Origin of the sequence: Acinetobacter lwoffii (assembly GCF_019048525.1) — a bacterium.
Lineage (GTDB): Bacteria > Pseudomonadota > Gammaproteobacteria > Pseudomonadales > Moraxellaceae > Acinetobacter > Acinetobacter lwoffii_K.
Genome location: NZ_CP077369.1, coordinates 2,370,757 through 2,397,182, shown reverse-complemented (window position 1 = coordinate 2,397,182; position 26,426 = coordinate 2,370,757). Strand labels below are relative to the sequence as shown.

Sequence of the window (26,426 nt, the reverse complement as noted above, 5' to 3'; positions counted from 1 at the left end):
TGAGATGGGATATTTCTAAGCTTAAATTTCGCTGAAAATAATCTTTTAAAGCCTATGTTAGCGCTGTCGATATCGGCTCTACCACTGAACTGGCTTTTTTGATGACTTATATCATTGGCGCTATCTGTGTATGGAATATCCCACTTGCTGCAGGGATGGCGGTTCTACTCACGATCATCCTGATGGGCAAACAGACATTGCATCAATTTGCCGGAAAAACGATCCAAAGCTATGAGTTAAGAGATGGCTTACTTTTATTGGCTTTGATATTGATTGCGTTGCCGGTCATGCCCAATAAGCCCTTGTGGGGCGCCGTACTGAATCCCTATATCATCCTTAAACTACTCATTTTAATCTTGATTGTGCAGTCCATGGCACATGTGGCAAAACGAATCCTATCCAATGATAAGGCTCTCATTTTATCTGCCTTAGCCTCGGGATTTGTCTCCAGTACGGCCACGATTGCCAGTTTGGGCATGCAAGTCCGATCCGGGCGGGCCAGTGCAAAATTAAATGCAGGCGCCGGATTGATCTCCTGTATTGCCACCTTATTACAGCTCTTGCTGATTGTTCTGGGAGTGAGCGTAGAGTGGTTCAAGTTCCAGCTGATTCCGAGTTTGGTGGGGATCGGAATTTTATGTATTGCAGCCGGATTCTTGATTTATCGAACTCCCCAAGCGGATAACAGTACGACCATCAATGAAATACAAGAAATTGATAGCCGAATGTTCAGTATAAAAGAAGCGGTGATTATTGCGGTCAGTTTGACCTTAATCCAGGCCGGGATTTACGGCGCAAATCTTTTACTGGGAGATAGCGGCTTAATTTTAGGTACTTTTTTAGCCTCTTTATTTGAAGTGCATGCTGCTGTAGCAGGTGTAGTGATACAAGGAAATCCTCACAACCTGACTTTAATTTATGCTGTCATGATTGGACTTGCGGCACATGCGGTGTCTAAAAGTATCAATTCTTTTGTGACCGGGGGATGGAAGTTTTTTCTGTATTTTGCGCCTAGCCAGATTCTACATATGTTAGGACTTATCTTTATTCTTCTGAGTTTGAAATAAAGAAGAGCGGGTTTGCATATATTATGAAATGATCTAATCATTTTAAGTCATTTTTAAGATTCAGATTCTAGGCTAAAGCATCTTAAAGTCTTTGAGCCACGGATCATGCTGAAGCTGTTTTCCCATTCGTCCTTTTTTAGTCAGCGACCTAAAAAGTCGATTAGTCTTTCAGGCTTCAACATGTTGCTGGCTATGTGGCTGGGATTGATCCTAAACTTTGCTTTCTATCAAAAAATTCATGAATTTACGCCTTATGCCAATCTAAAAGCAGGTCTGTTACTGGTCGCTACGGCGCTGATCATTATTGCGTTTTACAATCTGGTATTACAGTGGCTGAACTGGAAATGGAACGCCAAAATACTGGCCAGTGTCTTGATCATTCTGGGTGGTTTCAGTGCTTACTTTGTCAATAGTCTGGGGGTCGTTATTACGCCAGATCAGATCCAGAATATGCTGCAAACCGATGCCCGCGAAGTTCGAGATCTCTGGTCAATGCGACTGGTCATCTGGACACTAGTATTTGTAGTTTTTCCACTTTTTATCATCTGGATGCTTAAAATTCAGCCTGCATCGCTTGGGCATCAGCTGGTGCATAAAAGCCTGAGCAGTGTAGTCTCACTCGGACTGATTCTAGGTTTATTGTTCTGTTTCTATGTCGATTATGCCGCCATCTTCCGTGAGCACCGCGATCTGAAGGGTATGCTTTCTCCACAAAATAGCATCGCGTCCACCTTGTCCTATTATAAAAAGAAAGCACCTAAAGCGAATTTACCTTTGGTGGCTTTTGGCGAAGATGCACATCTGTTACAGCAGGCCCAAATGCAGGAGCATCCCAAATTGATGGTGCTAGTTGTTGGAGAAACTGCACGTGCCGAGAGTTTTGCTTTAAATGGCTATGCGCGCAATACCAATCCTGAACTGAGCAAGTTAGCGGTGATTAATTTCAATCAGGTGAGCTCTTGTGGAACTGCAACTGCCGTTTCAGTGCCTTGTATGTTTTCGGGCATGTCACGTGAAACCTATGATGAACAGCTAGCCAGCCACCGTGAAGGTTTGCTGGATATTGCTCAGCGCGCCGGATATCAGGTGACCTGGATTGATAATAACTCAGGCTGTAAAGGTGCCTGTGACCGGGTACAAAAGTATCAGATTCCGGCACAACTGAAACAGAAGTGGTGTGATGCTTCTGGTGAATGTTTTGATGAAATCCTGGTGGATAGTCTGAAAGATTATCTGGCGCATCTGGATAAAAATAACCAGAAACCGCAGTTAATTGTGCTGCATCAGATGGGCAGTCATGGGCCAGCATATTTCAAGCGTTCCAAAACGCCGTATCAGCCATTTCAACCAACTTGTAATAGCAATGCTATTCAGGGCTGCAGTACAGAAGAATTAAAGAATAGCTATGATAATTCGATTGTATATACAGACCATGTTCTTGCCCAGATCGTTGAAACTTTAAAGCAGCAAACTCAATATCAAACCGGTTTCTGGTACCTGTCTGATCATGGAGAATCTACCGGAGAGCATGGTTTATACCTGCATGGCGCACCTTATAGTATGGCGCCGACCCAGCAAACCCATGTCCCGATGCTGATGTGGTTCTCCGATGCCTGGAAGCAGCAGAATACCCAGCAGGTCAGCTGTCTCAAAGGACAGACCGAACAGGCCCGTAGTCAGGATCATCTTTTCCCCAGCTTATTAAGCTTGCTGGATATAAAAACGCAAGTGATTGAAGCTAAAAATGATATGCTTGCACAATGCTCACCATCCTTAAAGAACAGAGCTTGAAATGCATAAAATACTAATTATTGAAGACGACTTTATGATTGCCGAGTCGACTGAAACATTGCTCAAGCTGCATCAGTTTGATGTGCATTGGGTCAATAATGGGATTGAGGGTTTAAAACAGTTACAGCAGCAGGCATATGATATTGTCCTGCTCGATTTAGGCTTGCCGATGATGGATGGCATGCTGGTGCTAAAAAATATCCGGCAGAAGTTTCCGAATTTACCGGTGCTGATTATTTCTGCCCGGGATCAATTACAAAACCGGGTAGATGGGCTGAATCAGGGAGCAGATGATTACTTGATTAAACCCTATGAATTTGACGAGCTACTGGCCCGTATTCATGCCTTAATACGCCGTAGTGGTTTAAAAAATACCGGGATAGATACGAATAAGAAATTATCACACAGTGGTTTGGAACTAGATCTGGAGCAGCATATCGCTCTGTTTAATGGACAGGCTATAGAATTATCCAACCGGGAATGGTCCATCTTAATGGCCATGTTAAATCATCCGAATAAAATTTTTTCCAAGAATGATCTGGAAGACAAGCTTTATGATTTTGATAGTGATGTCAGTAGTAATACGGTAGAAGTCTATATCCATCATCTGCGGGCAAAATTAGGAAAAGACTTCATACGTACCATACGCGGGCTAGGATATCGCTTAGGATGAGCGCCATGCAGAAACGTTATTCCTTGCAAAAACGTCTGGTTATTTATATTTCATTATTTAGCGTAGTACTGGGCTGTGTGCTGATCTTTGCGGCATACCGGATTGCGCTCGAAGAAATTAATGAAGTACTGGATAAACAGATGCAAAGTCTGGCAGAGCGTATTGCAGAAAATCATCCGCAGCCCCTGCAGAGTCAAATCGATCTAGCCAAACAATACAGTGAAGAAGATTTATTTGTAGATATCTGGTCCTATGCAGATACAGCCACTTCCTTGCATCCGCAGGATGTTCTGGTGGCACCGGTCAGGAAAGCAGGTTTCTACAAGCATCAAACGCCATATGGAACCTGGTTAACTTATATTATTCCTGCTAAGCAATTACAGATTCAGGTGAGCCAGCAGCAAAATGTCCGGCAGGAACTGGCGCTGGAACTGGCAGCCAATATGTTTCTTCCTTACGTACTTTTTTTACCTTTTGCAGTGTTTGGCTTAGGCTGGATGATCCGGAAAAATTTTCAGCCACTCAATGACTTTAAAACTGAATTGGCCAGCCGCAAGGCACAAGACTTAAAGCCAATTGCAATGAAAGATTATCCCCTGGAGCTGGAACCGACCATTCAGGAAATGAATTATCTGTTTGGCCGAATTTCTCTGTCCCAACAGGAACAACGTCAATTTGTAGCGGATTCTGCACATGAATTACGCACGCCACTGACGGCCTTGAATTTACAGCTACAAATTTTGCTACAGCAGTTCCCTCAGAGCGAGTCTATCCATAATTTGAGTCAAGGCATTTTGCGCATGCAGCATCTGGTCAACCAGTTATTAAGTCTGGCCAAACAGGATGTGACCGAAGGTTTAAGCGAACCTGTTCAATTGCTATCACTGAATCAAATGACAGTCACCTGTATCGAAGAGCTGATTCAACTGGCGCTACAGAAAGACATTGATTTAGGGGTAGAGCAGCAGCAGGAACTATTGATTCAGGGCCAAGCTTCGGCCTTGCACTCGATTATTTATAATTTAATTGATAATGCGATTAAATATAGTCCGAAGGATGGCGTGATTAATGTGTCGATTTTCCAGCAAGGCCATCAGGCAGTTTTACAGATTGAAGACAGTGGTGCAGGGATAGATCCCGCTCAATTCAATCAGATCCGGCAACGCTTCTACCGGATACATAACCATGCAGAAATTGGCAGCGGTTTGGGTTTATCCATTGTAGATAAAGCCACCGAGCGCTTGGGTGGAACACTAGAATTTTCGCGAAGTGTCAATCTGAGTGGCCTTTGTGTACAGGTCAAGTTTCCTTTGGCCAAAGCCTAAGCAAATAGGCTTCTAGTTTTTGGAGTTAAGGTTGCCTGATACTAGAGCGTATAGGAGTGGTCTTTTCTATTGGGGGAGTTTGTGGCTAAACAGCGTATAGCCAATGACATTCATGCACCAGATAATCCAGCCAGTCCAAAGGTTATGACTCAGGAAATGTGCACCGCGCATCATTTGTGCCCAGCCCATGGCCAACCCTAAAATTACTGCAGCGATCAGAAGAAAATAAGCACGCTTGCGGTTAGAAATGCGATAAACAAAATAGCCGGCCATTAACGCAAAACCACTAGATGCATGCCCGCCAGGAAAACAGTGGCCTGCAGTGGCACTAAAATCCCACAAAATCCCATTATGGGTAGGTATGGTCATATCCCAGGGACAGGCATGGGCTGACTGGGATTTTAAAATTCCGATCGAGGCTGTGGTCAGCACTACCATGCTAAAAAAATAGCCAAATTCCCAGCGCCGTATATACCAGTTCTGCCATTTCAGTGATGCCAACCAGCCCAGTAATAATGTGATATACACTAGAATCAGCAGGTCTTTAACATAGCGATGATTGAGTTCTGCCAGTGCCCATTGTTTTCGAAGGGGAAATTGACCATGATCATCGATAAAGGGATAGATGAGCTGTAAGTCCAGCACTCCTCCAATGTCAAAGAAGTTGAGAAGAATCAAAAAACTGAAGATCAAAAGTAAAGTTTGGGTCAGTAAAAACCGGGAACGGTCAGTGATCATTTTTAAGTTGTCCATTTCAGGCAGTAGCAAGAGCAGAGGTCAAATCAAATGACCAGCCAAAATGATGCCCCAGGTCAGGGCAATTAAACTAAGTGCTACAAACTGAGCCGCACTGCCCATATCCTTGGCATTTTTAGACAGTTCATGCCGTTCCATGGAAATACGATCTACCACTGCCTCTATCGCTGAGTTAATCAGTTCAATGATCAACGCCAATAGGCACACGGCGACCATGAGCGCTTGCTCAACTCGGCTAACTGGCATCCAAAAGCTTAGAGGAATCAAAATAAGATTAATCAGCAGGATCTGCCGGAAGGCGGCCTCATTTTGAAAGGCGGTTTTAAAACCAGCCATGGAATAACGGGTCGCATTAAAAATACGCTGCGTTCCTGAGGTGCCTTTATAAGGTGATCGGTAGGAAGACATAAAGCAGATTCAGTCAATAGAGAGATAGGAACAACTTAAATTTTCAATCTTAAAATGCTCTTAAAAAAACCGGCCGTTCTCTGGATTTTTTATACACATAGCTTTTACATTCTTTTGCACAAAATTAAGAATTTTTTAAGTTTGGATTTCTATCTTGAGTAGCAAGTTAATTTCGTGGTGTGAGCCAAATGATCAAGTTTAGTTTTGATCCTTATTTATCTAGTCAGATTCACTTTCTAAATACATATTTCAAGCAGCCTGAATATAAAAAACAAATCAATCACAATAAATTTTTACTACAAGTACCTCCGGCGTATCCGGTAATTTCAGCACAGGATCAATCGCTACATTTGACGGTCAAAACTGTAGAACAAAGCGAGACACCTGAACGCCGTAGCCTGGAAAATTTTATTCAGGAAAAATATCAGCAAGTCCATCAGGCCACTGTATCGAGCTTCTCTTCAACCCTGTTTGCCGGTTATCACGGAGCCGAGATGCAGGTGGTGATTGGTATGCAGCATTTAAATCAATTTAATGCCTTTCTGGAACAGTATCTCGATGAACCCGTTGAAAACATATTAAGCAAACTGAGCCAGACCAGGGTCAGCCGAGACAAAGTAGTAGAAATTGGCAATCTGACAGCACTAGATATGGACAAAGCCAAACTGATGGTGTCCTTTCTGGTTTTTCATCTCTCGCAGCAACACATCGAATGGGCAGTATGTACCGGAACAACTGCAGTACGTTATGTGTTGCAACAGATGGGATTACGTTTTTATGTGCTTGAAAAGGCTGATCCGCAAGTCCTTGGAGAGGCACAACGCCTGTGGGGCAGTTATTACCAGCAGAAACCTTATGTGCTGGCGATTGATGTGGCAGAAGCCCTACAAGTCGCTCGTCAACTTTATCAATTTAGTCATTAAAGCATTTTGCTTGATCAGCGAGGCACAGAATTTAAATGATGACTGCTTTATTTGAACGTATCAACCTGCAAGCACGACAATATCCGCAACGAGAAGCGGTAGTCACCGCACAGGCCAACACTCAGCTATGCGGAGCTACAGCAGCGGGTAGAATTATTGAGTGCCAGTTTCAAGCAGCTTAATCTGCGCCATCTGGCCTTGTGGGGCATAAATAGTATAGACTGGATTGTAGTCGATCTTGCCGCACAAAAAGCCGGCATGACCGTGATTCCGGTGCCTCTGTTTTTTACTGCAGCGCAGGTACGGCATCTGCTTTCCGACAGCCGAACCGAGCTGCTCTGTATTCTGGATGAATCTTTCTCTGCACCAGAATGGCTGTTAAATCTGGCTCAAGACATGAGTAGAGATGAGATTTCCATTACTGGCCAGCTACATGCACGCTTTTTTCAGCTAGAGCAGGCAGTACAGTATTCATCTTCTTTACAAACCCAGCAACCGGCAAAAATCACCTATACCTCGGGCAGTACCGGGACACCGAAAGGCGTGTGTCTGGCTGAAGACACCATTGAGTCTATTACTCATTCACTGAGCCAGGCACTGACCAGCAGTCAGCTTGGACGGCATTTGTGCCTGATTCCATTTGCCACCTTATTAGAAAATATTGCCGGCATTTATGTCGCACTGAGCATGGGACGCGCCGTAATTGTTGGCGAGGTGAGCCAGTTTGGCCTGACATCTAATCATACTTTTGAGACAGAGCGGTTTGTAAATGCAGTGCAGAGCGTCTGCTAAATCCCACAATAAAGTATCAGCCCAGTTTTATTGGGCTGGACTGATTAATTCAATTTTCTTCTAAAAATTTCAAAATTCACTTTTATGGACAAGGAAGATATGAACTTAAAGTATCATGTACTCAATTTAACATAATATACATTATACGAAATACTATTGTTAGAACCCATTTAAAGTGTCTATATTCTCACCAATAAAAATGTCTGGTTTATGATGGTTTTTATCACCATGGACTGGATATAAAATATAGATGCTGATCACTATGTCTGATAAAGAAATTCAACGTCTTGCAGTTCTGCAAGACGTTAGAGATCATCGTATTACCCAGGTCCGTGCTGCTGAAATCCTGAATCTTTCCACCCGTCAAATTACCCGGTTATTGCAGAAGCTCAATCAAGATGGTGTCTCAGGTATGGCACATGCCAGTCGTGGTCAACCGGGTCATCGTCGCCATGACGTCCTGTTAAAATCAGAATGTCTTTCCATTATTTCTGAACATTTACTTGGCTTTGGTCCTACATTGGCGCATGAGAAGCTCAGCAGCATGTTTGGCCTGCATATCCCGGTAGAAACGGTTCGTCGCTGGATGACTGCAAATGACCTCTGGATTCCTCGATCCAAGCGCCTGAAACGTCCATATCAGCCTCGATACAACCGTGATTGCTTCGGTGAGCTGATCCAGATCGATGGCTCATATCATAACTGGTTTGAAGGTCGAGCTTCCAAATGCTGCTTGCTGGTTTATATCGATGACGCCACTGGAAAGCTGTTGCATCTGCGCTTTTGTGAGGCTGAAACGACCTTTGATTATATGCTTTCAACCCGAGCCTACATTGAGCAATACGGCAAGCCTTTAGCGTTTTATAGCGATAAACACTCGGTATTCCGAGTGAATCAGAAATCGAGCCAAGATAGCCAGATCACGCAATTTGGGTGGATTCTGAATGAGTTAAATATTGATATTATCTTCGCCAACTCACCCCAGGCCAAAGGCCGTGTGGAACGTGCCAATAGAACACTCCAGGATCGCCTGATCAAGGAAATGCGCCTAGAAGGTATCTGTTCAATTGCCGAGGCAAATGCCTGGCTGCCCTGCTTTATTGAGCATTTCAATCAGAAGTTTGCCAAGTGTGCGCGAAACTCAAAGAATTTACATCGGCCATTAACCGAATCTCATCTTGAACTGGATGATATTTTTACCTGGCAGGAACCGCGTAAGGTCACCAAGAATCTGACCCTGACCTATGACAAATGTATTTATCTGCTTGAACCGATAGAGCTGAATCATAAGCTTGTTGGGCAATATATTTCATTTCTGGAGTACCCGGATGGGACTGTGGCTCTCATGCACGAGGGACGAAAGCTCAACTACAGCATTTTCAATAAATTAGCTGGGCTACAGCAGAATGAGATCGTTGAGAATAAACGGTTAGGTACAGTTCTGGCACATATTCAGCAACAGCATGAAGAGTTGGAAAAACAGAATAAACGTTCCCGTCTCAAGAAAAGTATGCCGAGTCGTAAAGCTCAGAAAGCTGTTATTGAACAAAGAAAGTTAAATCCTGTGCTTGACTCTTATGGTTAAAAACAGGACATTTTAAATGGTTTATCGCATAGACATTTTAATTGGTGAATAACAACTATTAATATACTCATACAGGTCATTCACCATATACTTATAGCTGCTCAAGCAACTTAAACGTTAAAGCACTTCAAATTCAATCCGACGATTTCTCTTACGACCCTCAGCTGTTGCATTATCCGCTACAGGTTTACTTGAACCTGAACCTTCAGTACTCAGTAAATGCGCTGGAAGATTTTTTGCGATTAAATAAGCTTTTACTGCTTCTGCACGTTGCTGACTCAACATGAGATTTTTATTAGTATCGCCTGAACTATCCGTATGTCCAATAATCCGTATCTTTTTTCCGCTAACTTTATTTAAGGCACTGACCATTTCATCCAGTATCTGTATACCTGAAGTTGCTAATATTGCACTGCCAGATTCAAATTCAATAATCCGGTTCTTTAATGCAGCATCAATAATCTTCTGTTCTGCCTGATTGACTGAAAGCTGTGCATTTAAACGGTAATTTTCGGGTGTTAAACCCTTAAATCTTTCTGTAGTATCATGAATTTCATAAGAATTTGATACTTTACCCGTTAGCTGAATATCAGAACCTTTAATTGTTAACATTCCGTGTTTAACCTTTTTAAGATCTTCATTAATCACATCAGTGACTATATTTGACCAATCCGTTGGTGCTACTACTTGACGAATCTGAATGCGATCTATCACATTTTCCTGACCATAAATTGAATACAATTTCGCCAAAATAGCTTGCTTACTACTGTTATTCGGTACATTACCTTCAGCAATTACAGGTTGTGCATGCACATTAAAACCAATTAAAAAACAGAATAAAATAATGATTTTATTTAACTTTAAGTATTTATTTTTTATTTTCATTTTATGCTTCTATAAATGTTTATTTAATTAATTTAATGCTTTGAGTCAGGCTTATCTGACTCTCAGTTAAAGACTATTCTAGTACCGCCAACCTTGAATTATTTTCTACACTAAAATTGGTTGTTTTTAATTCATATCAATTCACCCACGTGATCCATTTACAATATGATTGATGAGTATCATGGCGCTAAAGTTCCTGTGTTTGCAGCAGTCGTCTTAGTTATCTGAGCTGTTTTTCCTGACATCGTCGTATTCTGTGCTGCGACCACTCTTACTGCTTTATTCGAAACAACCTGATCCACCAACTGTAAATTGCTATAACTTGGATTACTTCCGATAGAACTTGCATTATTTCCACTCACCAAACGAAAATTGGTCTTCACAAATAGTTCAGGATTCTCTTTACTGCGCCAGACCATCTCAAAAATATTGCCTTTTTGTGTACGCTGAGCACTATCAATCAAACGATTGATTCCATATTCCCCAGGCTCATCAAAAATGGTATGGGTCTTCCCTTCCAAATCAATCACCGTGATCCGTGCGCCTGGAATTGCGCCGGAATTTGGCCAGATAAAATTCACCCATTGTTGAATTCCGTTTTCAAATAGCATTCTTTGTCCATCAATATCAATGGTATAAGCCAATAAATGAGCCTGTTCCAGTGGGTAAAACTGGAAATTAGATTGATTGGGTCTCACTGCCTGACGACTGGTATTATTTAACTCACCAGTTGCCATACCATTCACAGGCGCGACATAATTTTGAAAGTTTGCAACAAACACAGGATTTAGATTAAGCCCTAAATCTTGCCAGGTTTTCGAGCTTAAGCTATAGCCACGACGGATCACTAAGGGGTCAAGATGCTCTTTGACAAAACGGGAAATACTGCCATTTTCACCAAAAATCTGATTAATTTCTTGAGAGGTTGCCTGTAAGCTACCTTGACTGCTAAACGGATATTTTTGCGATAAATTTGCATTAAATGGTTGATAGGCCTGTATTAGCCAGAGTTCGTTCATTTCAGCTTGTGCCGGAAGCATCAGACTTTCAAAGGAACGTGTGAGAGGAACACTAAACAACTTTTTAATCAGCTGTTGATCCAGCTCATGGGTTCCTACCGACATTTTCTCATCCACAAACTTTTGAGTGATATTAAAGATAGAATTCTGCTCATCAACGGTCTGCTTAAGGAGCATCATGCTCGCCGGACCAATATCTCCAGAACTTTTTAGATCATTAAAGCGACTCCGTATCTTGGCCAGAGATTGCATATACTCATCCAGCAGCGACCGGTTCTGCAAATCATCTCGTGTACGTACAATCTGGTAGAAGATCTGAAAGTCTTTGGCAATCATCCCCTGAGAGAAAGTCGATGCAGAATTCTGTGCCAACTTGCCATCATGACGTTGCAATATCTTGCGTTTAAACCAGGCAATAAAACCTTTTTGTGGAACCGCCAACTCAGCTTGTACCATTGGATTATCCCAGCTGGTTTCTTGCGCTACCCGTTGTATGACTTTACGAATCGGTGAGTTTTCTGGTTCGCCAAGAATATCTATCTGATATGTTTGCTGATTAAAGTCACCGGCCTTGGCATAATAAATGGCACCCAAGAATTTACGCCATTCGCTGATATATTCTTTTTTATACATTTCAGTCAGCTGGCGTCGAATTTGTTCAGGACTGCCACTAAAACTCAAATCATCAGACTGTGATGTATTAAGTACCCAATCTTTACTTTCAGTTGGGCTTTGCGCCGCGGTTTCTATGGCAGGTTGTACATATTCGTTCCAGGCTTGATAGCTATAAAAACCGGGTAAGGCATAACTTCCCAACATGGTTGTCTGAGCATTCTCCCCGACCATCTGTTTGATCGTTAATGCAGGAAAACGTATCAAAGCCCGCATTTTAATTTTGTTATATACACGATCTCGTGCAGACACTCCGGTCATCATCGCGGTTAAAACCTGGCGAGTCTGTTCAACCAGAACAGTATCGGAATCCAGCTGGGGAAATGAACTCGAATCTGTCAGTGTCATGGCATAGCTAAGTAACTGCTCGGCCTTTTGCAGCATTTCAGCACGTGGCAGCTGACCACGATGCTGATCCAGCCAAGTCCGCCAAAAACGTGTCAACTGATCGCTGAGATGACTGGAATCTATAGATTTACGGTTACTCAACATCAGATATGTTTTAAGTGCATTATAAGCATCTTGCGGATTTTGGTCAGATGGTTCTAATGCGAGTTGCTGAACTTGTGCAGTCGGATTAATTTGCACATGAATATGATTTTCTTTAAGAACTGCTGCATTGTTTTTTACCCGTTGTAGATATTCTGCAATATTTTGCTGGCTGGGCTGCAATACTAATTGCTCAATTCCTTTAAGATATTCAGCTTGCAGTTTCTCCCTGATCTGTTGTCCTTGATATAGACCAAAACTGTATTTTAATGGGCGCTTCTGATCAAATTGATCTAACTGTTGTAGATGAGCTTGCAAAATTAATAATGCATCGATTTGTGTGACCAGCTCCGTTCCTGACTGTTTCTGCATCTGTACGACCTTATTCAGGTCCGCCTGAACTTCTTCCATTAATTGCTGATTATTTCGATAAGACCACACCCACAGACTCAACACCATCGATACAGTAAGTAAAGCACCAGTAAAAGCCATAAAGCGTCGGCGTTTTCGTGCCGGATTAATATGCTGCTTCACCAGATTTTTATCTTTAAGAATCACTTCAGAAAATAAACCTTTCAGAAAATAACCATGATTCTGTGATACAGACTCTTTAGACAGGCCAAGATCATGATTATCGCTACGGATCAGATGAAAGTCCTCAGCAATCTGTTCTGTCATTGGACTTTCAATGGAGCCTTCCTGTAAGGCGCTGGTAAAATAAAATCCACGAAAAACCGGTTTAAACTGATAAGGATTGTCTTGGAATAAAGTGAAGATAAAGGTTCTTAATACCGGTTTGAGACTCTTAAATTCCAATGGAAAGGTCATTACACTGGGTGAAATATGCTGTGAATGCCGACGGGTTAAATGGGTCATACTTACATTTTTCAGACCCTCATATAAAATGCCATAATGCTTTTCAAATAGCTGAACAGCATTTGCACTCGAGTCTGGTTGATAAGCCAAAGTTGCGCCCCAAACCTGATCCAATTCTTGTCCATGATAACAATCAAAAAATTCCGTGAAGCCGGCAATCAGGTCCATCTTGGAAAATACCAAATAAACTGGCGCAAAAACTTCTAGACGTTCAGTCAGGTCTTGAATACGGGCACGCAGGTTCTTGGCCAGTTGTAGAGATTTCTCCGGACTTTGATTGACCAACTCAGCGATACTTACGATCACAATAAGACCATTCACTGGCACTTTAGAACGATTTTTCTTGAGAATATTTAAAAAGCCTAACCATTCAGAATGGTCCTCCGGATAGACTGAATAGCGTCCGGCTGTATCCAGGAAAATACCCTGAGTTGAAAAAAACCAGTCACAGTTTCGAGTTCCGCTAAGTCCGGCAGAGACCATTTTCTGATGAGTTTCTTCAAAAGGAAACCGCAAACCGGAATGATAAATCGCCGAGCTTTTCCCAGCCGCCGGGTTACCGATGACCATATACCAAGGAAGTTCATACAGTGCCGCGTGACCCTTACGATCGCCTAATTTTGACTTACGAATCAGCTGAATAGATTGTTTGACTTGCTGACTGATCTGCTGAAGTTCTTCTTTATTATTGTATTTGCTTTCAGCTGCAAAACCTTGAGATAAGGCAGTCTCGATTTCTTCACCCTTTTTAGTATGCAGATAACACCGGATAAGTGTATAAATCCCCCAGCCTATTAATATGGCGACATAGACGGTCAGCAATATCCAGAAAATGCGATCAGAAACCGTATTTTTTATAGAAATAATGACCACTAAAAAGGATAAGGCCATCATTGTTTTAGGGTTGCTAATGTACTGCCAGACATACCCCAGCACTGTATAAAATAATGTATTCACTTTTATCTCTTTTTTCTTTAATTTTTATAAATAGTTAGGCTACTAATGAGATTTCATTCAGTTGATCACTTTCTTTATTTTTAAAACATAAATAGCTTGATTCTTGTTGTGTGCTATAGCTTATTGTAATGACATTGTCGTATAGATATGATGACATCATCGCTGCAAAAACTGCTGCCAATTGTTGGGTATGCCCCAAATAGCTTTGAGGATAAATGGTATGCTCCGGCTCAAAATCAATATTAGTAAATTTTTCTTGTATTATTTTCATTGTTTTAGACTGAGTGGCTTCATCTAAGAAAACTAAAAAAGGATGTGCCTGTTCCAGCTGATAGGACAGATCAACCTGATTCTGACCCAAGTACGCATATAGGTCAGTGACGTACTTGCTGAGAGTCAATATTCGTGAAGGCATCATCCCCTCAACCTCTAAGTCATGTGCGGATAAACACCAGCTGGCAGTATATTCTGCAGCAATATAGTCTTCATTTTTCCAAAATTGCTGATCTAGATAATCCTGATCAATTTCAGAATCCGCCATAATGATCAGGCTGATCTCATATGATTGACCTGAAATTTCCTGTACTAAATCTAGTAAGGCTGAATAAGCACGATCAGCAGACAGGAAATGAAACTCGATATGAATTTGGGCAGGCAGCAATGCATATTGTTGTTGAATTTGACTTATAAGCTGCTCTTGATAGAGATCACTCCAATCCCCAGTCATATGATCCACCAATAAAATATGCAGATTCAGCCTATTTAATCGACTTGCTGCTGTTGGATTAGAGGCAATATTTTCTTCATCTTCACAGTAGTTTTCCTGTATCCATCCCGGATGCATTCGATATTGATAAGCCAGTTCGTGATCATAAAATAGTGCTGAACGTTTTAACTGTTCCGAAATTAAGCTCAGACTTTCTTCATGCTGTTGGAGTTGTTGTTGAATCAACTGTTGAATTCGTTGTTCCCGTAATGTCGGAAGCATTTCTTCATTAGTTCTGTTTTCTTCAAGTAAGCGGTCCACAGAATGAATGCGATATGTCAATATAGGTAGACCAAAACGATTTAGCAGTTCTGAGTCCAGCTCAGGACTCTTGAACTGCTTCATGTGCTGCAAGATCTCTGCATTTTCGCCAAAACTGTGCCAAGCGGCAGCTGAAAAAATATTGAGCGTGTAATCCTCAATCGCTTGATCCAATTCTTCTTTATTTTCTAATTCTTGCTGTTGTGCTTGAAGAGATTTATGAGCCCTATCCTTTTGTTCTTGCTGTCTTTGTTTATAGGATTTTACAGCTTTATAAATAAAATAAGGTGTTAATAACAACAAGCAAATTAACAAAGGTAAAATGCCAAAATATAATAGGAAATCAATATTTGATGGATCGTATTGAGTATCTCGCCAGTAATAAATGACAAGAACATTGTTTAAAACGGATAAAACTATAAAAGTCTGAATAATACGCTTAATCATGACATTTTTCCTATCAGGCTATAGCAGGTTTCCGCATTGTGGATTGCCGGATTCAGCATTAATAAAGCTCCTCTGGCTAGCCCCATCGAATGTACTTCTCCAAGTTGGGCTGGGCATAATTCATCTTTGTCTAGAATCAACCGAAGATCCACTAACATGGTCGGGCTACACCAGGTTTGAAGTAACTGTTTCAATTTAGCGCTATGTATTCCTTCAGATAAAAAATTTATATAGTCTTCACGTTTTAATGGACCAATAACGATTTCAATTTTTTCATCAATTTGCTGAATGGTCTCTCCACAGAAGCTGTTGATTCCCAGTAAAACTGGTTGCAAAGCTCCCAAACCGCTTTTTTGCTGATCATCCAGTTGAAAGCTTTCCGGAATAAACTCATTAATCTTAAATTGATATTTAAAAATACAAGACAATATGCTGCTTAACGCATAATGGGTATTATTTTGCCCCTGCATCAAGCCTGAAAACTCAGCAAAATAGTCATCTATAGGTTGCTGTTCATGTTGTTGACCGCTATAGCCACTCAAAGCATGAAGCATGTTTAGATAATGATTTTCCTGCTCAACTTCATAACGCATTGGTAAATGATAGTTCAAACAGGCATCGACATATTGGGCGGTTAATTTATGATTAAATAGTCCGAGAAAGTGTAAGCTTTCTTCTCTGTGTGCCCGGGTACTCTGTTTAATTTTATTTGTATAGATATAAGGTAATACGCCCTGTACGCCAGTCAACCCTACGATTAAATTGGTCATCTGCACTTTATGATCTTCACATTGCAATGATTCAATTTCAGAAGTCGGAAAATTAAGATTGAGTGAACTAATAAATTGAAATGATTTACTCCATTCTTGATGTCTGTTTCGTTCAGGTGCATGTCTTAATAATCGCGTGGCTTGAATAAATTCAAAGCTGGTCGGCTGCTGAAAGAGCCGATCAACTACAGAAGCCTTTTGCCACCAACATTCTGTATGCATTGGTATAACTCCTGTTTTGACTTTGAATCTATGACGTGCATATCCACATAACTATTCATTTGAACTTTCAAATTAAAAATATAATTTAAAAGTTGCACAAAGATATACAGACTGGCTCCTCTAAAGACTTCTGGATCGATCTGGATTTCAACTTTGACACCCCGTACAAAAAGTGGAAATGGTTTATGCTCACGCAACTTCTGGCTCAGAGAAAACTGGATCGATTGAATTGAATTAATAATTAGCCGGTTGTCTTTGGATTGCGGCAAGTTATACAGTTCAAGTAATTCCTTAATGTGACTGACTGCATTTGCTTTCATTAAAGAAAGATTATTCAATGATAAATGCGAGATAATTCGCCACTGTTCTTGCTGCTTTTGATCAAAACAATAAGGTAAATTGGGTCTTTTTAATAATATGGCTTTACGTGCCAAACTATTGTCATTGAGAGATAAGTTATTCTGATCTTTGTTATAACTTTCATAAGGTAAATCCCGATTGCTGCATAACAACTGCATACTGATAAAGTCTGATGAAATTTTTTGTGGTTCTAAAGATTTGGAAATAATCGAATATTTCAGTTCTGTATGCTTGGTATTACTTTGCTCGGGCAACAGGTGATAATAAAATTGAGCATCAGCCTGATGATAATGACTCATGGCAAAAAAAGGTAATACGGGATAAGTTTTTTGACTGTTCTCGCGTTTCTCTCTCAATAACTTCATTTCGGTGATCGCATATACCTGAAAATATTCAGGATGATGTACATCACTTATTAATGAATATTCCAGGCGCAGATGATCAATTTTTTGTGGCTCAGCCTGTTTAGGGAATAAATTTATAACTGGTGTCGCAAATAATTTGAAATTAGCGCTATTTAATTCTGAATAATTTCTGATCATAGCTTGATCATTCAGATTTATTTTAAAATGAATGTGTAGCTCAAATTCTGCGGTTTCTATATTTAATTCTCTTAAAAAACTCAGATTGAGGTTAAGAAAATTAAATTTTTCTGGAAAGCAAAAATACTCGATTAATAAACGATAGGCATGATGAGTATGTTGATCAACTGGGAGCGCACTTTCCGCTTCAGTAAATCCCATTAGTTCAAATGGATTTTGAATATCAATCTCTTGATTCTGTACTATTACAGAAAAACCAGTCTCTGGCTTAAAAATACAATCTAGTACTTGCAATGGAAAGCTGGAAATTGCATCCAGATAAATAGGTAATTTTTGTTGTTCCAACAGTCGCTGCTGCTGGTTAAAAATTTCAATACCAAAGCTCAAGGTTGCATTTCGATTTAAATGAACATGAGTCGAAGCATGCGTTTTAAAATTAACAGATTTTAAGGCGATTGGTAATAAATTAACCTGGTTTGTCGTACGATACTCACACTGTACCCCACGGATACTTTTTGATTTTAATACAGTTTGCTTGGGAATCTGCTGGCTACTTTTAAGCTGTCGGATTTTACTGGCATCGTCAAAACTGACCACTGAACATGCTGGAAAAGGTTTAAGGTACTGTGGAAACATCACCTCAAAAATAGCACGTGTAAATACTTCATAACTATCGTGCAGTTTTTTATCAATTCGGGCAGAAATCAGGGAAAATGCCTGAATCAATCTTTCGATATGCGGATCATCGATCTGCTCTTGATTCAACGAAAGGTGTTGGGCAATTTTTGGGTATTTATTGGCAAAATCTCGTGATTGTTGCCCAAATTCCTGTAATTGTTTTTCGTAATACGGTAATAATTCTTCGATCACAGCACACCTGCTGATGTTTTAGACAAAATTACGTATTGTTGCGTAGTAGGCTTTAGGAATGCGTCAAAAATTACGGGTTCATATAGAGGATAAATATTTAAAAATGCCTGAATACTTAGACACAGACTTCCCCTATTATGCTCATCCATCAGCATCTCGACTTTTACCTGTGTTAAGCGTGGTTCATGCGCGTGAATAGAATGTTCAATCGAGCGGCAGATTTTATCCCGGTCCATTGGATTCGCCGTTGAAAGACCTACAAAATCAATGATGCCAAATTGAAGAATTGAACGTTTGACCTGGTCATAACTGTCATCTACATCCAAGTTAACTAAACGAGTATTCAACAGATCTTCCAGATCATCTGCTACAGACTCTCTTAAAGCCTGCAATGAAAGCCCTTGAGAACATTGAATGTCCTGAGGTAATAGACGGTCAAATAATGTTGTTCTAAATCCGTAAGGGTAAAGCTGATCCAAATTCATATTGTTATAGTCTAATTTTATTTATTTTTATAAATATCAGAGAGGCTGATCAAGACCAGCCTCTAAAAAAGGTCAAATTACGCTGCATAAGAAGCAGTATTATTTGATAATGACCATTTCTTGGTCACGGCACCCTTTTGTGTACCATTAATATCTTGCTGATTATACGTCCACTCAACTGCTGCATATTTCAAACCAAAAGCTTCTGTTGGAACGCCTTCTTGATTTACTGTCGGAGTGACCTGAGAAACCAGCACATGTTTTAATTTAATTTGCAGGTATTTAACGCGTTTATCACCATTAGCACGATAAAAATCGATTTGTACCTCATCGAAGGTATAACCTGCCGAACAAGCTTCCCAAAGTTTTGGGCTGGTTGCATCCAGATCTTTCATAAAAATCATGTCGGAATGTTCAACTCGTTCTGCGGTATGACCGCCTACACTGGAAGATGTGGCAGATTTTGGCTGACGAATGTTGTGCGACCAGGAATTTGCTTCTAGCCAGCTTTTATGTTCTGAATCACGAGATTCACCATCAACTTTATATTTGCCACGAAACTGGATGTAAATGTCTTTCATTTTAATAATTTTCCTGTTGTTATAAATATTCTTATAATTTTAGCAGCGGTCTTAATGACTCGACTGCGGTAACTCAGTGACCAGTCGTAAAGATACAGACAACTCGTCTAACTGAAAATGCGGTCTCAAAAAGACCACAGATTTGTAATGTCCAGGTTCAGCCGGATTTTCTACAACTTTTATCGAAGCTTCACGCAGTGGATACTGTGCTTTGGCTTCCTGTGAAGCGCCATCATCCAAAAGTACATATTGAGACAGCCAGTCGTTTAGAAATGCTTCGACATTTCCTGCAGATGTAAAACTTCCCACCTTATCTCGCATCATTGCTTTTAAATAATGAGCGATTCGCGAGACTGCCATAATGTACTGTATCTGACTGGATAATGCGGAATTGGCATTGGCAATATCGTTATCATATTTCTTTGGTTTTTGGGTAGATTGGGCGCCGAAGAACGCAGCATAATCGGTATTTTTACAATGTACTAATGGAATAAAGCCAAGATCACTGAGTTCTTTTTCACGACGGTCCGTAATCGCAATTTCAGTCGGGCATTTAAATATGACTTCCCCATCATTGGTTTTAAAGGTATGCACTGGCAGACCTTCGACCAAACCGCCACCCTCAACCCCACGAATCGCAGCACACCAACCATGCATATCAAAGGCGTTGGTTAAACGTGTGCCCAAAGCATAAGCGGCATTCATCCACAGGTATTCATTATGATTTTCACCTGAAACTTCTTCTACATAGTTAAAGTCTGCTGTCGTATTGCCATCTTTAGGATGATAAGGTAAACGGCCTAATACTCGTGGAATGGTCAATGCCACATAACGGGCATCATCACTTTCCCGGAATGAACGCCATTGCACATATTCCGCTGTTTCAAAAATTTTGGACACATCGCGTGGGCGATCAATATCGGTAAAAGTTTCCAGTCCGAACATGGAAGGACTTGCCGCTGAGAGAAACGGTGCATGTGCCGCTGCTGCGACATGTGAAATCTGTTCGAGCAAATACAGGTCTGAAGGTGTGCGATCAAACTCAAAGTCACCAATCAGGGTCGCATAAGGCGCACCGCCAAATGAACCATATTCTTCTTCATAGATTTTTTTAAATAGCGTACTTTGATCAAAATCACTGGCACTCTGAAAATCTTTAATCAGTTCTTTTTTAGTCGTATTCAGCATCCGAATCTTGATTAAAGAGTGTGAGGGCGTTTCCTGACAAAAGTAATACAGCCCTCGCCAGGTGGATTCGACTTTTTGAAACTGCTCATGATGCATGATCTTGCTCAGCTGGGTAGAAATAAGCGCATCTATTTCTGCAATGCGTTTATCTAAAGCCAAGGTCATATTGTCTGAAACTATAACTGTACCGGCCATGACTTCCTTGGCCAGTTCACTAATCAGACTCTTGGCACGACCATGTTCCTCTTCAGTACGCGCAATTCGACTACGTTCAACAATAGAGTCCAGAATTGAATATCCTTCAATAGCAATATCTGTGCTAGTTGCAGCATTAGAGTGATTCATTGTCTGCCTCCATACTCATTTTACGAATTTGGTCGGTATTTTTTAAAATATCATCCAGTAAACCTTCTAGACGTTCATTATTGGATATTTTATTGCGTAAATCAGTTAAACGCTCTCGTGCTTCTACCAGTTTTCGCAAAGGTTCGACTTGTTGGACTACCTGTTCTGGCTGAAAATCATCCATCGCATTAAAAACCAAATCTACTGATATTGTGCCACTCTCTTCAGTCAAACTATTTTCCACCTGAAAACTGGCACGAGGCGCCAGAGACTGCATCACCTCATCAATATTTCCCAAGTCTACATTGATAAATTTTTTATCTTTGAGCTTGGTTTTTTCAAGTTCCGATGCTGCTGAAAAATCTCCCAAAACCCCTACCACAAAGGGTAATTCTTTAATTTCACGGCCATCACCGACCTCAACATCGTAGGTCAATTGCACACGTGGTGGTCGAATACGCTGTAATTTTTTTTGTACACTTTCACGCTTAGCCATCATGATTTTCCTTATTAATTATTATTTAATGATCCAAATGGATTAGTACTAGGAGTGTGGGTTCGTGTACTGATACTTTCTGTTTTTTTATTACTGATAGCAGCCGTATTATTTTTTAGATTGCTTTTCGATACTTTATTTTTGTTTTGACTTAGGCTTTGTTTTACTGGGTTATTTGGTTTATTTTTAGTATTTTTTACTTTTGAATTCCGCGCCGTCGTTGATGCAGATTCAGAAAATTTTGCTACAGGCTGTGCCAGATAAATATGTTCAGTCAGCGATTTGGCCTGTGGGTAGGTAAATTCATTTAAGGCACGGACTTCTGTACTACGCATCTGTTCTAGGCTTTGGGAAGAGATCCCGATCCCTGCCAGGAATTTCAGATCAGTTAAATTCTGATGAATGTAATTTTGCTGATGTAATTGCTCGATTAAATTGAGCGCTTTCAGATGATCACCGACTTCAACATAGCGTTTGGCAATTTGGGTAGACAATTGCTGCTGCAGATGCATATTTTTTCTTGCTGTCTTGTCGCATAACTGCTGGTATAAATCAATGATAGTTGAATCAGTATCATTTTTTGCTTGTGGATAGCTCTTGATACATGATTTTTTTAATTCTGCTGCATGGGTTTGAGCAAAACATAGCTGCGCCATCCCTGAGATGAGCAATACAATAAAACCTAGATTATTTTTCAAAATAAGCCTCAATTTTTGGTTATTGTTTTATATTTTTATAATCAAAATTTATTTTTCTATTTTTATAATTCAAAAATCTAGTTGCGGATTTAACAAAAAATTATCACAGAAAGTCAATACATAAATGCGTTTTTGTTAAATTATTTTATGTAATTTTTAAAATGGTAAGATTCCGACCAATGAATGCAGACATTTGGATAGATTTGAGTAGAATATGCCAAAAATCTTGAGCCAATATATCTTGATTGCTCATAGAAAAACTTAAACAAATAAAAATAAACCTAATAATAACAAATATATAGCTATAAATTCCAAAAACATCAGGCTGTATATTCTAAAAGAGAAAAATATGAGTAATTTAAAAATTTTGATTACAAAATTATCTGAGCATGCACGCCTATGCCTTGAGAAATCAGCGAATTTCTGCATCAAACAGCGAAATTATGAAATCGAAATTGAGCATTTTCTCTTAGAATTGCTACAGCAGCCAGACCTGAACGATCTCAAATTATTGCTCAAAAAGTATAAAATTTCCGAAGATGATCTAACCCATCATCTGAATCAGAGCATTCAGCAAATGACTAAAGGCAATTCTCGTACGCCTATCTTTGCCAAATCCATTATTCGTGCATTAGAACATGCCTGGCTTTTGGCTTCAGCAGAACAGAATCCGATGATCCGTAGCGGACATTTACTGGTTGCCCTGCTCACTGCACCTGATCTATATCAAATGACGATTCGTGCTTCTACTTTATTTGAGCTATTTCCAATTGATCATCTCAAACATCATTTTTTGGAGCTCTGCGAGCAGAGTATTGAAAATATGAGCTATTCTCAGCTTACTAAGGTAAAAGAAGATTCACCTAACGCACAGCTAAAATTAAATAAAACATCGGCACTTGATCAATACACTATTAATCTAACTGAAAAAGCACGCCAAGGCCAAATCGACCCGGTGATCGGTCGTGAGTTTGAAATCCGTTTGATGGTGGATATCCTGATGCGCCGTCGTCAGAGCAATCCAATACTCACCGGCGACCCGGGAGTCGGTAAGACAGCTGTGGTAGAAGGATTAGCCCTGAAAATTGTGAATAATCAAGTACCTGATGTACTCAAAAATGTAGAACTTCATGTATTGGATCTGGGCTTATTACAAGCAGGTGCGAGTGTAAAAGGCGAGTTTGAGAATCGCCTGAAGCAAATTATTCGAGAAGTTCAGTCCTGCAGTTATCCTGTTATCTTGTTTATTGATGAAGCCCATACGCTGATTGGTGCAGGTGGTCAGGCTGGTCAGAATGATGCTGCCAATCTGTTAAAACCAGCTTTGGCACGAGGAGAACTGCGTACCATCGCCGCGACTACATGGGCGGAGTACAAACAATATTTTGAAAAAGATGCTGCGCTCAGCCGTCGTTTTCAGGTGATAAAGGTAGAAGAACCTAATGAAGAAGTCGCAATTAATATGTTGCGCGCCATGATTCCGCTCATGACTCAGCATTTTCAGTTGCAGATTGATGATGAAGCAATTACTGCTGCGGTGCGTAATTCACATCGTTATATCAGTGGACGGAAATTACCGGATAAGGCCATTAGTGTATTGGATACAGCCGCGGCACGGGTTGCCTTGAGCCAGAATGCGCAACCTGCAAAGTTAGAACAGTTACAGGCACAACTGCATAATTTTCGGCTAGAACATGAGATCTTAAATCAGGAGCATCAAAATTTTCCGTGTCATCAGACACGTTTAATTGAATTATCAGAAAATATTTCAAATTTGGAACAAGAAATTTCTCAGGTAGAACAGCAATGGCAGCAAGAACTTCAACTGGTTCAGGAAATAAAATTATTACAGGTTCAATCCAAAAAAATTGAAAATAAAAATAAAATTAAAGTATTACAGCAACATTTGATCCAGATTCAAGCTGATAACCCACTCGTGTTTGAACGCGTCACAGTCCCTATGATTAATCAAATTATTTCTGACTGGACCGGAATTCCAGTGGGTAAAATGATGAATGATGAAGTCCGACAGGTCTTAAAACTCCAAGATAAATTATCGCAGCGTGTGATGGGTCAGGACTTTGCTTTGCATCAACTGGTACAAGGTATTAAGACGTCTAAAGCAAAACTGGATGATCCGAACAAACCGCAAAGTGTATTTTTATTGCTTGGCCCAAGCGGTGTGGGGAAAACTGAAACTGCCCTAGCCTTGGCTCAAGAATTGTATGGGGGTGAGTCGCATCTGATCACGATAAATATGTCGGAATATCAGGAAGCTCATACCGTATCTTCCTTAAAAGGTGCTCCTCCAGGTTATGTCGGTTATGGTCAAGGAGGCATTTTGACTGAAGCGGTACGCCGTAATCCTTATAGCGTGGTTTTATTAGATGAAATCGAAAAAGCTCATCCTGATGTGCAGGAATTATTTTATCAGGTCTTTGATAAAGGAATGCTGGAAGATGGTGAAGGCCGTCTAATTGATTTTAAAAATACGACAATCCTGTTGGCCTCTAATGTCGGCTCCAGTGCCATTATGCAGGCTTGTGTAAATCAACCCGTCGAAAACTGGCCGGATGCAAAAAGCTTAATTGAACTGCTCAAACCAAGTTTGTATCAGCAATTTAAACCGGCATTTTTAGGGCGTATGCAGATTGTGCCTTATTATCCTTTACATGATGAGCTATTAATCCAGATCATTCAGTATAAACTGGGTAAAATTACCCAACGTATTCAGCAGCAATATGCCACGCAGGTTACTTATAGTGAGGACTTGCTCGAACTTCTACTCAGCCGATGTACAGAAGTAGATAGCGGTGCACGCAATATTGATCATATTTTAAATGCTTCAGTATTACCTGCTTTGGCTACAGAAATACTGATGGCCATGAGTGAGGAAAAGCTCCCTAAACTGATTCATATTGAGATCAAGAATGATGAAATTTTTTATAGCGCAGATCCGAAAGTTAAAACAGCGCCAAAAGTACGTTCTAAAAACAGTAAAGTAGATGCTGCCTAGTTAACGTAAATTCAAAATAAAAACAAATAAAATATAGTAATTGGAATAAAAAATGAGTCTGCAATTTGAATATTTATTAAAAAGTATTTCAGCCGATCAGCCTTGTGGTTTGGATTACTCATTTTCAAATGATTTTCATATGATTAAAAAGGCCAGAACTTGTGATGATCCTTTATTAGATCAAGGTGACTGGGTCTCAGAACCGAAACAGGCCGATTGGCAACTTGTACACGATAAAATAATCGAATTATTAAGCGAAAAAACAAAAGATATCCGTTTATATAGCTGGCTTATAGAGGCTTGGAGTCATCTCCATGGTTTTAAAGGAATTGCCCGAGGATTGCATCTGACCCAGCAAAGTTTAGAGCGTTATTGGTTAGCGTTACATCCTCAAATCGAAGAGGATGATCTTGATCAGCGTTTGGGATTATTACAAGGTCTGATTACGCAATTGCCAACGTTGATGAAACAGGTGTCTTTGGTCAGCTCTGCGCCTTTTTATAGTTTGGGTGATTATGAGCTATTACTGCATCAGCGCAATATACAGCTAAAACAACAGCAGCAAGATGACTGCTCTGAAAATAATGCTGTTCAGAACTTGGAGTATTTTGAACAATCGTTGCTGCAGACCTCCAAAATCGTGTTAAGCGAGAATGAAGGTTATCTTCAGGAAATCCAAACCCAATGGCAGCATCTTAAAAATACGCTGGATCATTTGCTGGGTCTGGATGCACCAAGTTTTGCAAGCACAGATTCTCAACTTGAGTCGATCTTTTCCAGTATTAAGCGCATTTATAAAACAGATATTTTTCCAATATCTCAGGATCAAATAAATCCACCACAATCTGGCACTCTCAAAATACCTGAAATAATAGTGATGAATACCTCGCTTAAAGATATACAAGAATTTCGACCTCAAGCCCAAAACCATCTGGCCAATCGTCAACAGGCGATGCAGTTATTACAAGAAATTGCACAGTATTTTCAATCGAATGAACCGCATAGTCCAGTGAGCTACATGCTGCAAAAGACGATTAAATGGAGTCAGATGCCATTACATGAATGGCTGGCTCAAGTGATTAAGAACGAGAATCCGATCGAAAATATACATGAATTACTAGGTGTATATGTCAACGATGAACTTAAGAATGAGTGGTAAAT

General features: G+C 40.3%; 21 protein-coding genes and 1 pseudogene. 10 read left to right on the top strand and 12 right to left on the bottom strand.

Annotated features, from left to right (window positions below; translation table 11 throughout):
* Nucleotides 1–68 precede the first annotated feature (68 nt).
* The 4 genes and pseudogenes from I6L24_RS11285 to I6L24_RS11270 form a co-directional block, all read left to right on the top strand.
* Nucleotides 69–1,067, top strand: a pseudogene (locus I6L24_RS11285) (DUF4010 domain-containing protein); the annotation flags it as partial.
* A gap of 105 nt (nt 1,068–1,172) precedes the next feature.
* Entirely contained in the window at nt 1,173–2,858 is a 1,686-nt protein-coding gene (locus tag I6L24_RS11280) for a phosphoethanolamine transferase (protein ID WP_129717355.1), read from the top strand.
* Between the two features lies 1 nt (nt 2,859).
* The gene (locus I6L24_RS11275; protein WP_044110475.1) at nt 2,860–3,531 is read left to right on the top strand and encodes a response regulator transcription factor; all 672 of its coding nucleotides are present in this window, start codon (nt 2,860–2,862) and stop codon (nt 3,529–3,531) included.
* A gap of 5 nt (nt 3,532–3,536) precedes the next feature.
* Nucleotides 3,537–4,856 (top strand): sensor histidine kinase, encoded by a 1,320-nt coding sequence (locus I6L24_RS11270; protein ID WP_044110497.1) that lies wholly within the window; start codon nt 3,537–3,539, stop codon nt 4,854–4,856.
* A gap of 66 nt (nt 4,857–4,922) precedes the next feature.
* Here I6L24_RS11270 and I6L24_RS11265 read toward each other — a convergent pair whose 3' ends face one another.
* Both I6L24_RS11265 and I6L24_RS11260 read right to left on the bottom strand, forming a co-directional pair.
* Complete coding sequence (locus I6L24_RS11265) at nt 4,923–5,594, bottom strand: phosphatase PAP2 family protein (protein WP_077067984.1); 672 nt, start codon at nt 5,592–5,594, stop codon at nt 4,923–4,925.
* Between the two features lie 39 nt (nt 5,595–5,633).
* A complete protein-coding gene (locus tag I6L24_RS11260) occupies nt 5,634–6,020 on the bottom strand; it encodes a diacylglycerol kinase (RefSeq protein WP_005107001.1) in 387 nt (128 codons plus the stop codon).
* A gap of 188 nt (nt 6,021–6,208) precedes the next feature.
* Between I6L24_RS11260 and I6L24_RS11255 the strand changes: the two genes are divergently transcribed.
* From I6L24_RS11255 to I6L24_RS11245, 4 genes are all read left to right on the top strand, one after another.
* Nucleotides 6,209–6,943 carry a thermostable hemolysin gene (locus tag I6L24_RS11255; protein ID WP_129717353.1) on the top strand — a complete coding sequence of 245 codons (735 nt, stop codon included), beginning with the start codon at nt 6,209–6,211 and terminating at the stop codon, nt 6,941–6,943.
* Nucleotides 6,944–6,981: 38 nt separating this feature from the next.
* Nucleotides 6,982–7,125 carry a hypothetical protein gene (locus tag I6L24_RS16590; protein WP_228733316.1) on the top strand — a complete coding sequence of 48 codons (144 nt, stop codon included), beginning with the start codon at nt 6,982–6,984 and terminating at the stop codon, nt 7,123–7,125.
* Entirely contained in the window at nt 7,100–7,735 is a 636-nt protein-coding gene (locus I6L24_RS11250) for an AMP-binding protein (RefSeq protein WP_228733315.1), read from the top strand. The genes I6L24_RS16590 and I6L24_RS11250 overlap by 26 nt, the downstream gene beginning before the upstream one ends.
* Nucleotides 7,736–7,985: 250 nt before the next feature.
* Entirely contained in the window at nt 7,986–9,320 is a 1,335-nt protein-coding gene (locus tag I6L24_RS11245) for an ISNCY-like element ISAba32 family transposase (RefSeq protein ID WP_216986015.1), read from the top strand.
* Between the two features lie 117 nt (nt 9,321–9,437).
* Here the strand turns inward: I6L24_RS11245 and I6L24_RS11240 are convergent, their stop codons facing one another.
* The 10 genes from I6L24_RS11240 to I6L24_RS11195 all read right to left on the bottom strand — a co-directional run bounded on the left by I6L24_RS11240 (nt 9,438) and on the right by I6L24_RS11195 (nt 22,249).
* The gene (locus I6L24_RS11240) at nt 9,438–10,199 is read right to left on the bottom strand and encodes an OmpA family protein (protein WP_410550537.1); all 762 of its coding nucleotides are present in this window, start codon (nt 10,197–10,199) and stop codon (nt 9,438–9,440) included.
* A gap of 185 nt (nt 10,200–10,384) precedes the next feature.
* Entirely contained in the window at nt 10,385–14,218 is a 3,834-nt protein-coding gene (tssM, locus tag I6L24_RS11235; protein WP_216986014.1) for a type VI secretion system membrane subunit TssM, read from the bottom strand.
* A 34-nt stretch (nt 14,219–14,252) separates the two neighbouring features.
* Complete coding sequence (locus I6L24_RS11230; protein WP_216986013.1) at nt 14,253–15,692, bottom strand: hypothetical protein; 1,440 nt, start codon at nt 15,690–15,692, stop codon at nt 14,253–14,255.
* Nucleotides 15,689–16,684 (bottom strand): type VI secretion system baseplate subunit TssG, encoded by a 996-nt coding sequence (gene tssG / locus I6L24_RS11225; RefSeq protein WP_213687240.1) that lies wholly within the window; start codon nt 16,682–16,684, stop codon nt 15,689–15,691. The genes I6L24_RS11230 and tssG overlap by 4 nt, the downstream gene beginning before the upstream one ends.
* The gene (gene tssF, locus I6L24_RS11220; protein ID WP_071851318.1) at nt 16,648–18,456 is read right to left on the bottom strand and encodes a type VI secretion system baseplate subunit TssF; all 1,809 of its coding nucleotides are present in this window, start codon (nt 18,454–18,456) and stop codon (nt 16,648–16,650) included. The genes tssG and tssF overlap by 37 nt, the downstream gene beginning before the upstream one ends.
* Nucleotides 18,453–18,941, bottom strand: a complete 489-nt coding sequence (tssE, locus tag I6L24_RS11215) for a type VI secretion system baseplate subunit TssE (RefSeq protein WP_071851320.1) — start codon at nt 18,939–18,941, stop codon at nt 18,453–18,455. Before tssE ends, tssF begins: the two co-directional genes overlap by 4 nt.
* Nucleotides 18,942–19,018: 77 nt before the next feature.
* Nucleotides 19,019–19,522, bottom strand: a complete 504-nt coding sequence (locus I6L24_RS11210) for an Hcp family type VI secretion system effector (RefSeq protein ID WP_005107016.1) — start codon at nt 19,520–19,522, stop codon at nt 19,019–19,021.
* A 51-nt stretch (nt 19,523–19,573) separates the two neighbouring features.
* Nucleotides 19,574–21,055, bottom strand: a complete 1,482-nt coding sequence (gene tssC, locus I6L24_RS11205; protein WP_071851322.1) for a type VI secretion system contractile sheath large subunit — start codon at nt 21,053–21,055, stop codon at nt 19,574–19,576.
* Entirely contained in the window at nt 21,042–21,551 is a 510-nt protein-coding gene (tssB, locus tag I6L24_RS11200; protein WP_071851324.1) for a type VI secretion system contractile sheath small subunit, read from the bottom strand. The genes tssC and tssB overlap by 14 nt, the downstream gene beginning before the upstream one ends.
* A gap of 14 nt (nt 21,552–21,565) precedes the next feature.
* Nucleotides 21,566–22,249, bottom strand: coding sequence for a hypothetical protein (locus tag I6L24_RS11195; RefSeq protein WP_071851326.1), 684 nt, complete (start codon nt 22,247–22,249; stop codon nt 21,566–21,568).
* Nucleotides 22,250–22,598: 349 nt separating this feature from the next.
* Here I6L24_RS11195 and tssH point away from each other — a divergent pair, with 349 nt between their 5' ends.
* The gene (gene tssH, locus I6L24_RS11190; protein ID WP_216986012.1) at nt 22,599–25,265 is read left to right on the top strand and encodes a type VI secretion system ATPase TssH; all 2,667 of its coding nucleotides are present in this window, start codon (nt 22,599–22,601) and stop codon (nt 25,263–25,265) included.
* Nucleotides 25,266–25,317: 52 nt separating this feature from the next.
* Nucleotides 25,318–26,424, top strand: coding sequence for a type VI secretion system protein TssA (tssA, locus tag I6L24_RS11185; protein ID WP_071851333.1), 1,107 nt, complete (start codon nt 25,318–25,320; stop codon nt 26,422–26,424).
* The last annotated feature ends 2 nt before the right edge of the window (nt 26,425–26,426 follow it).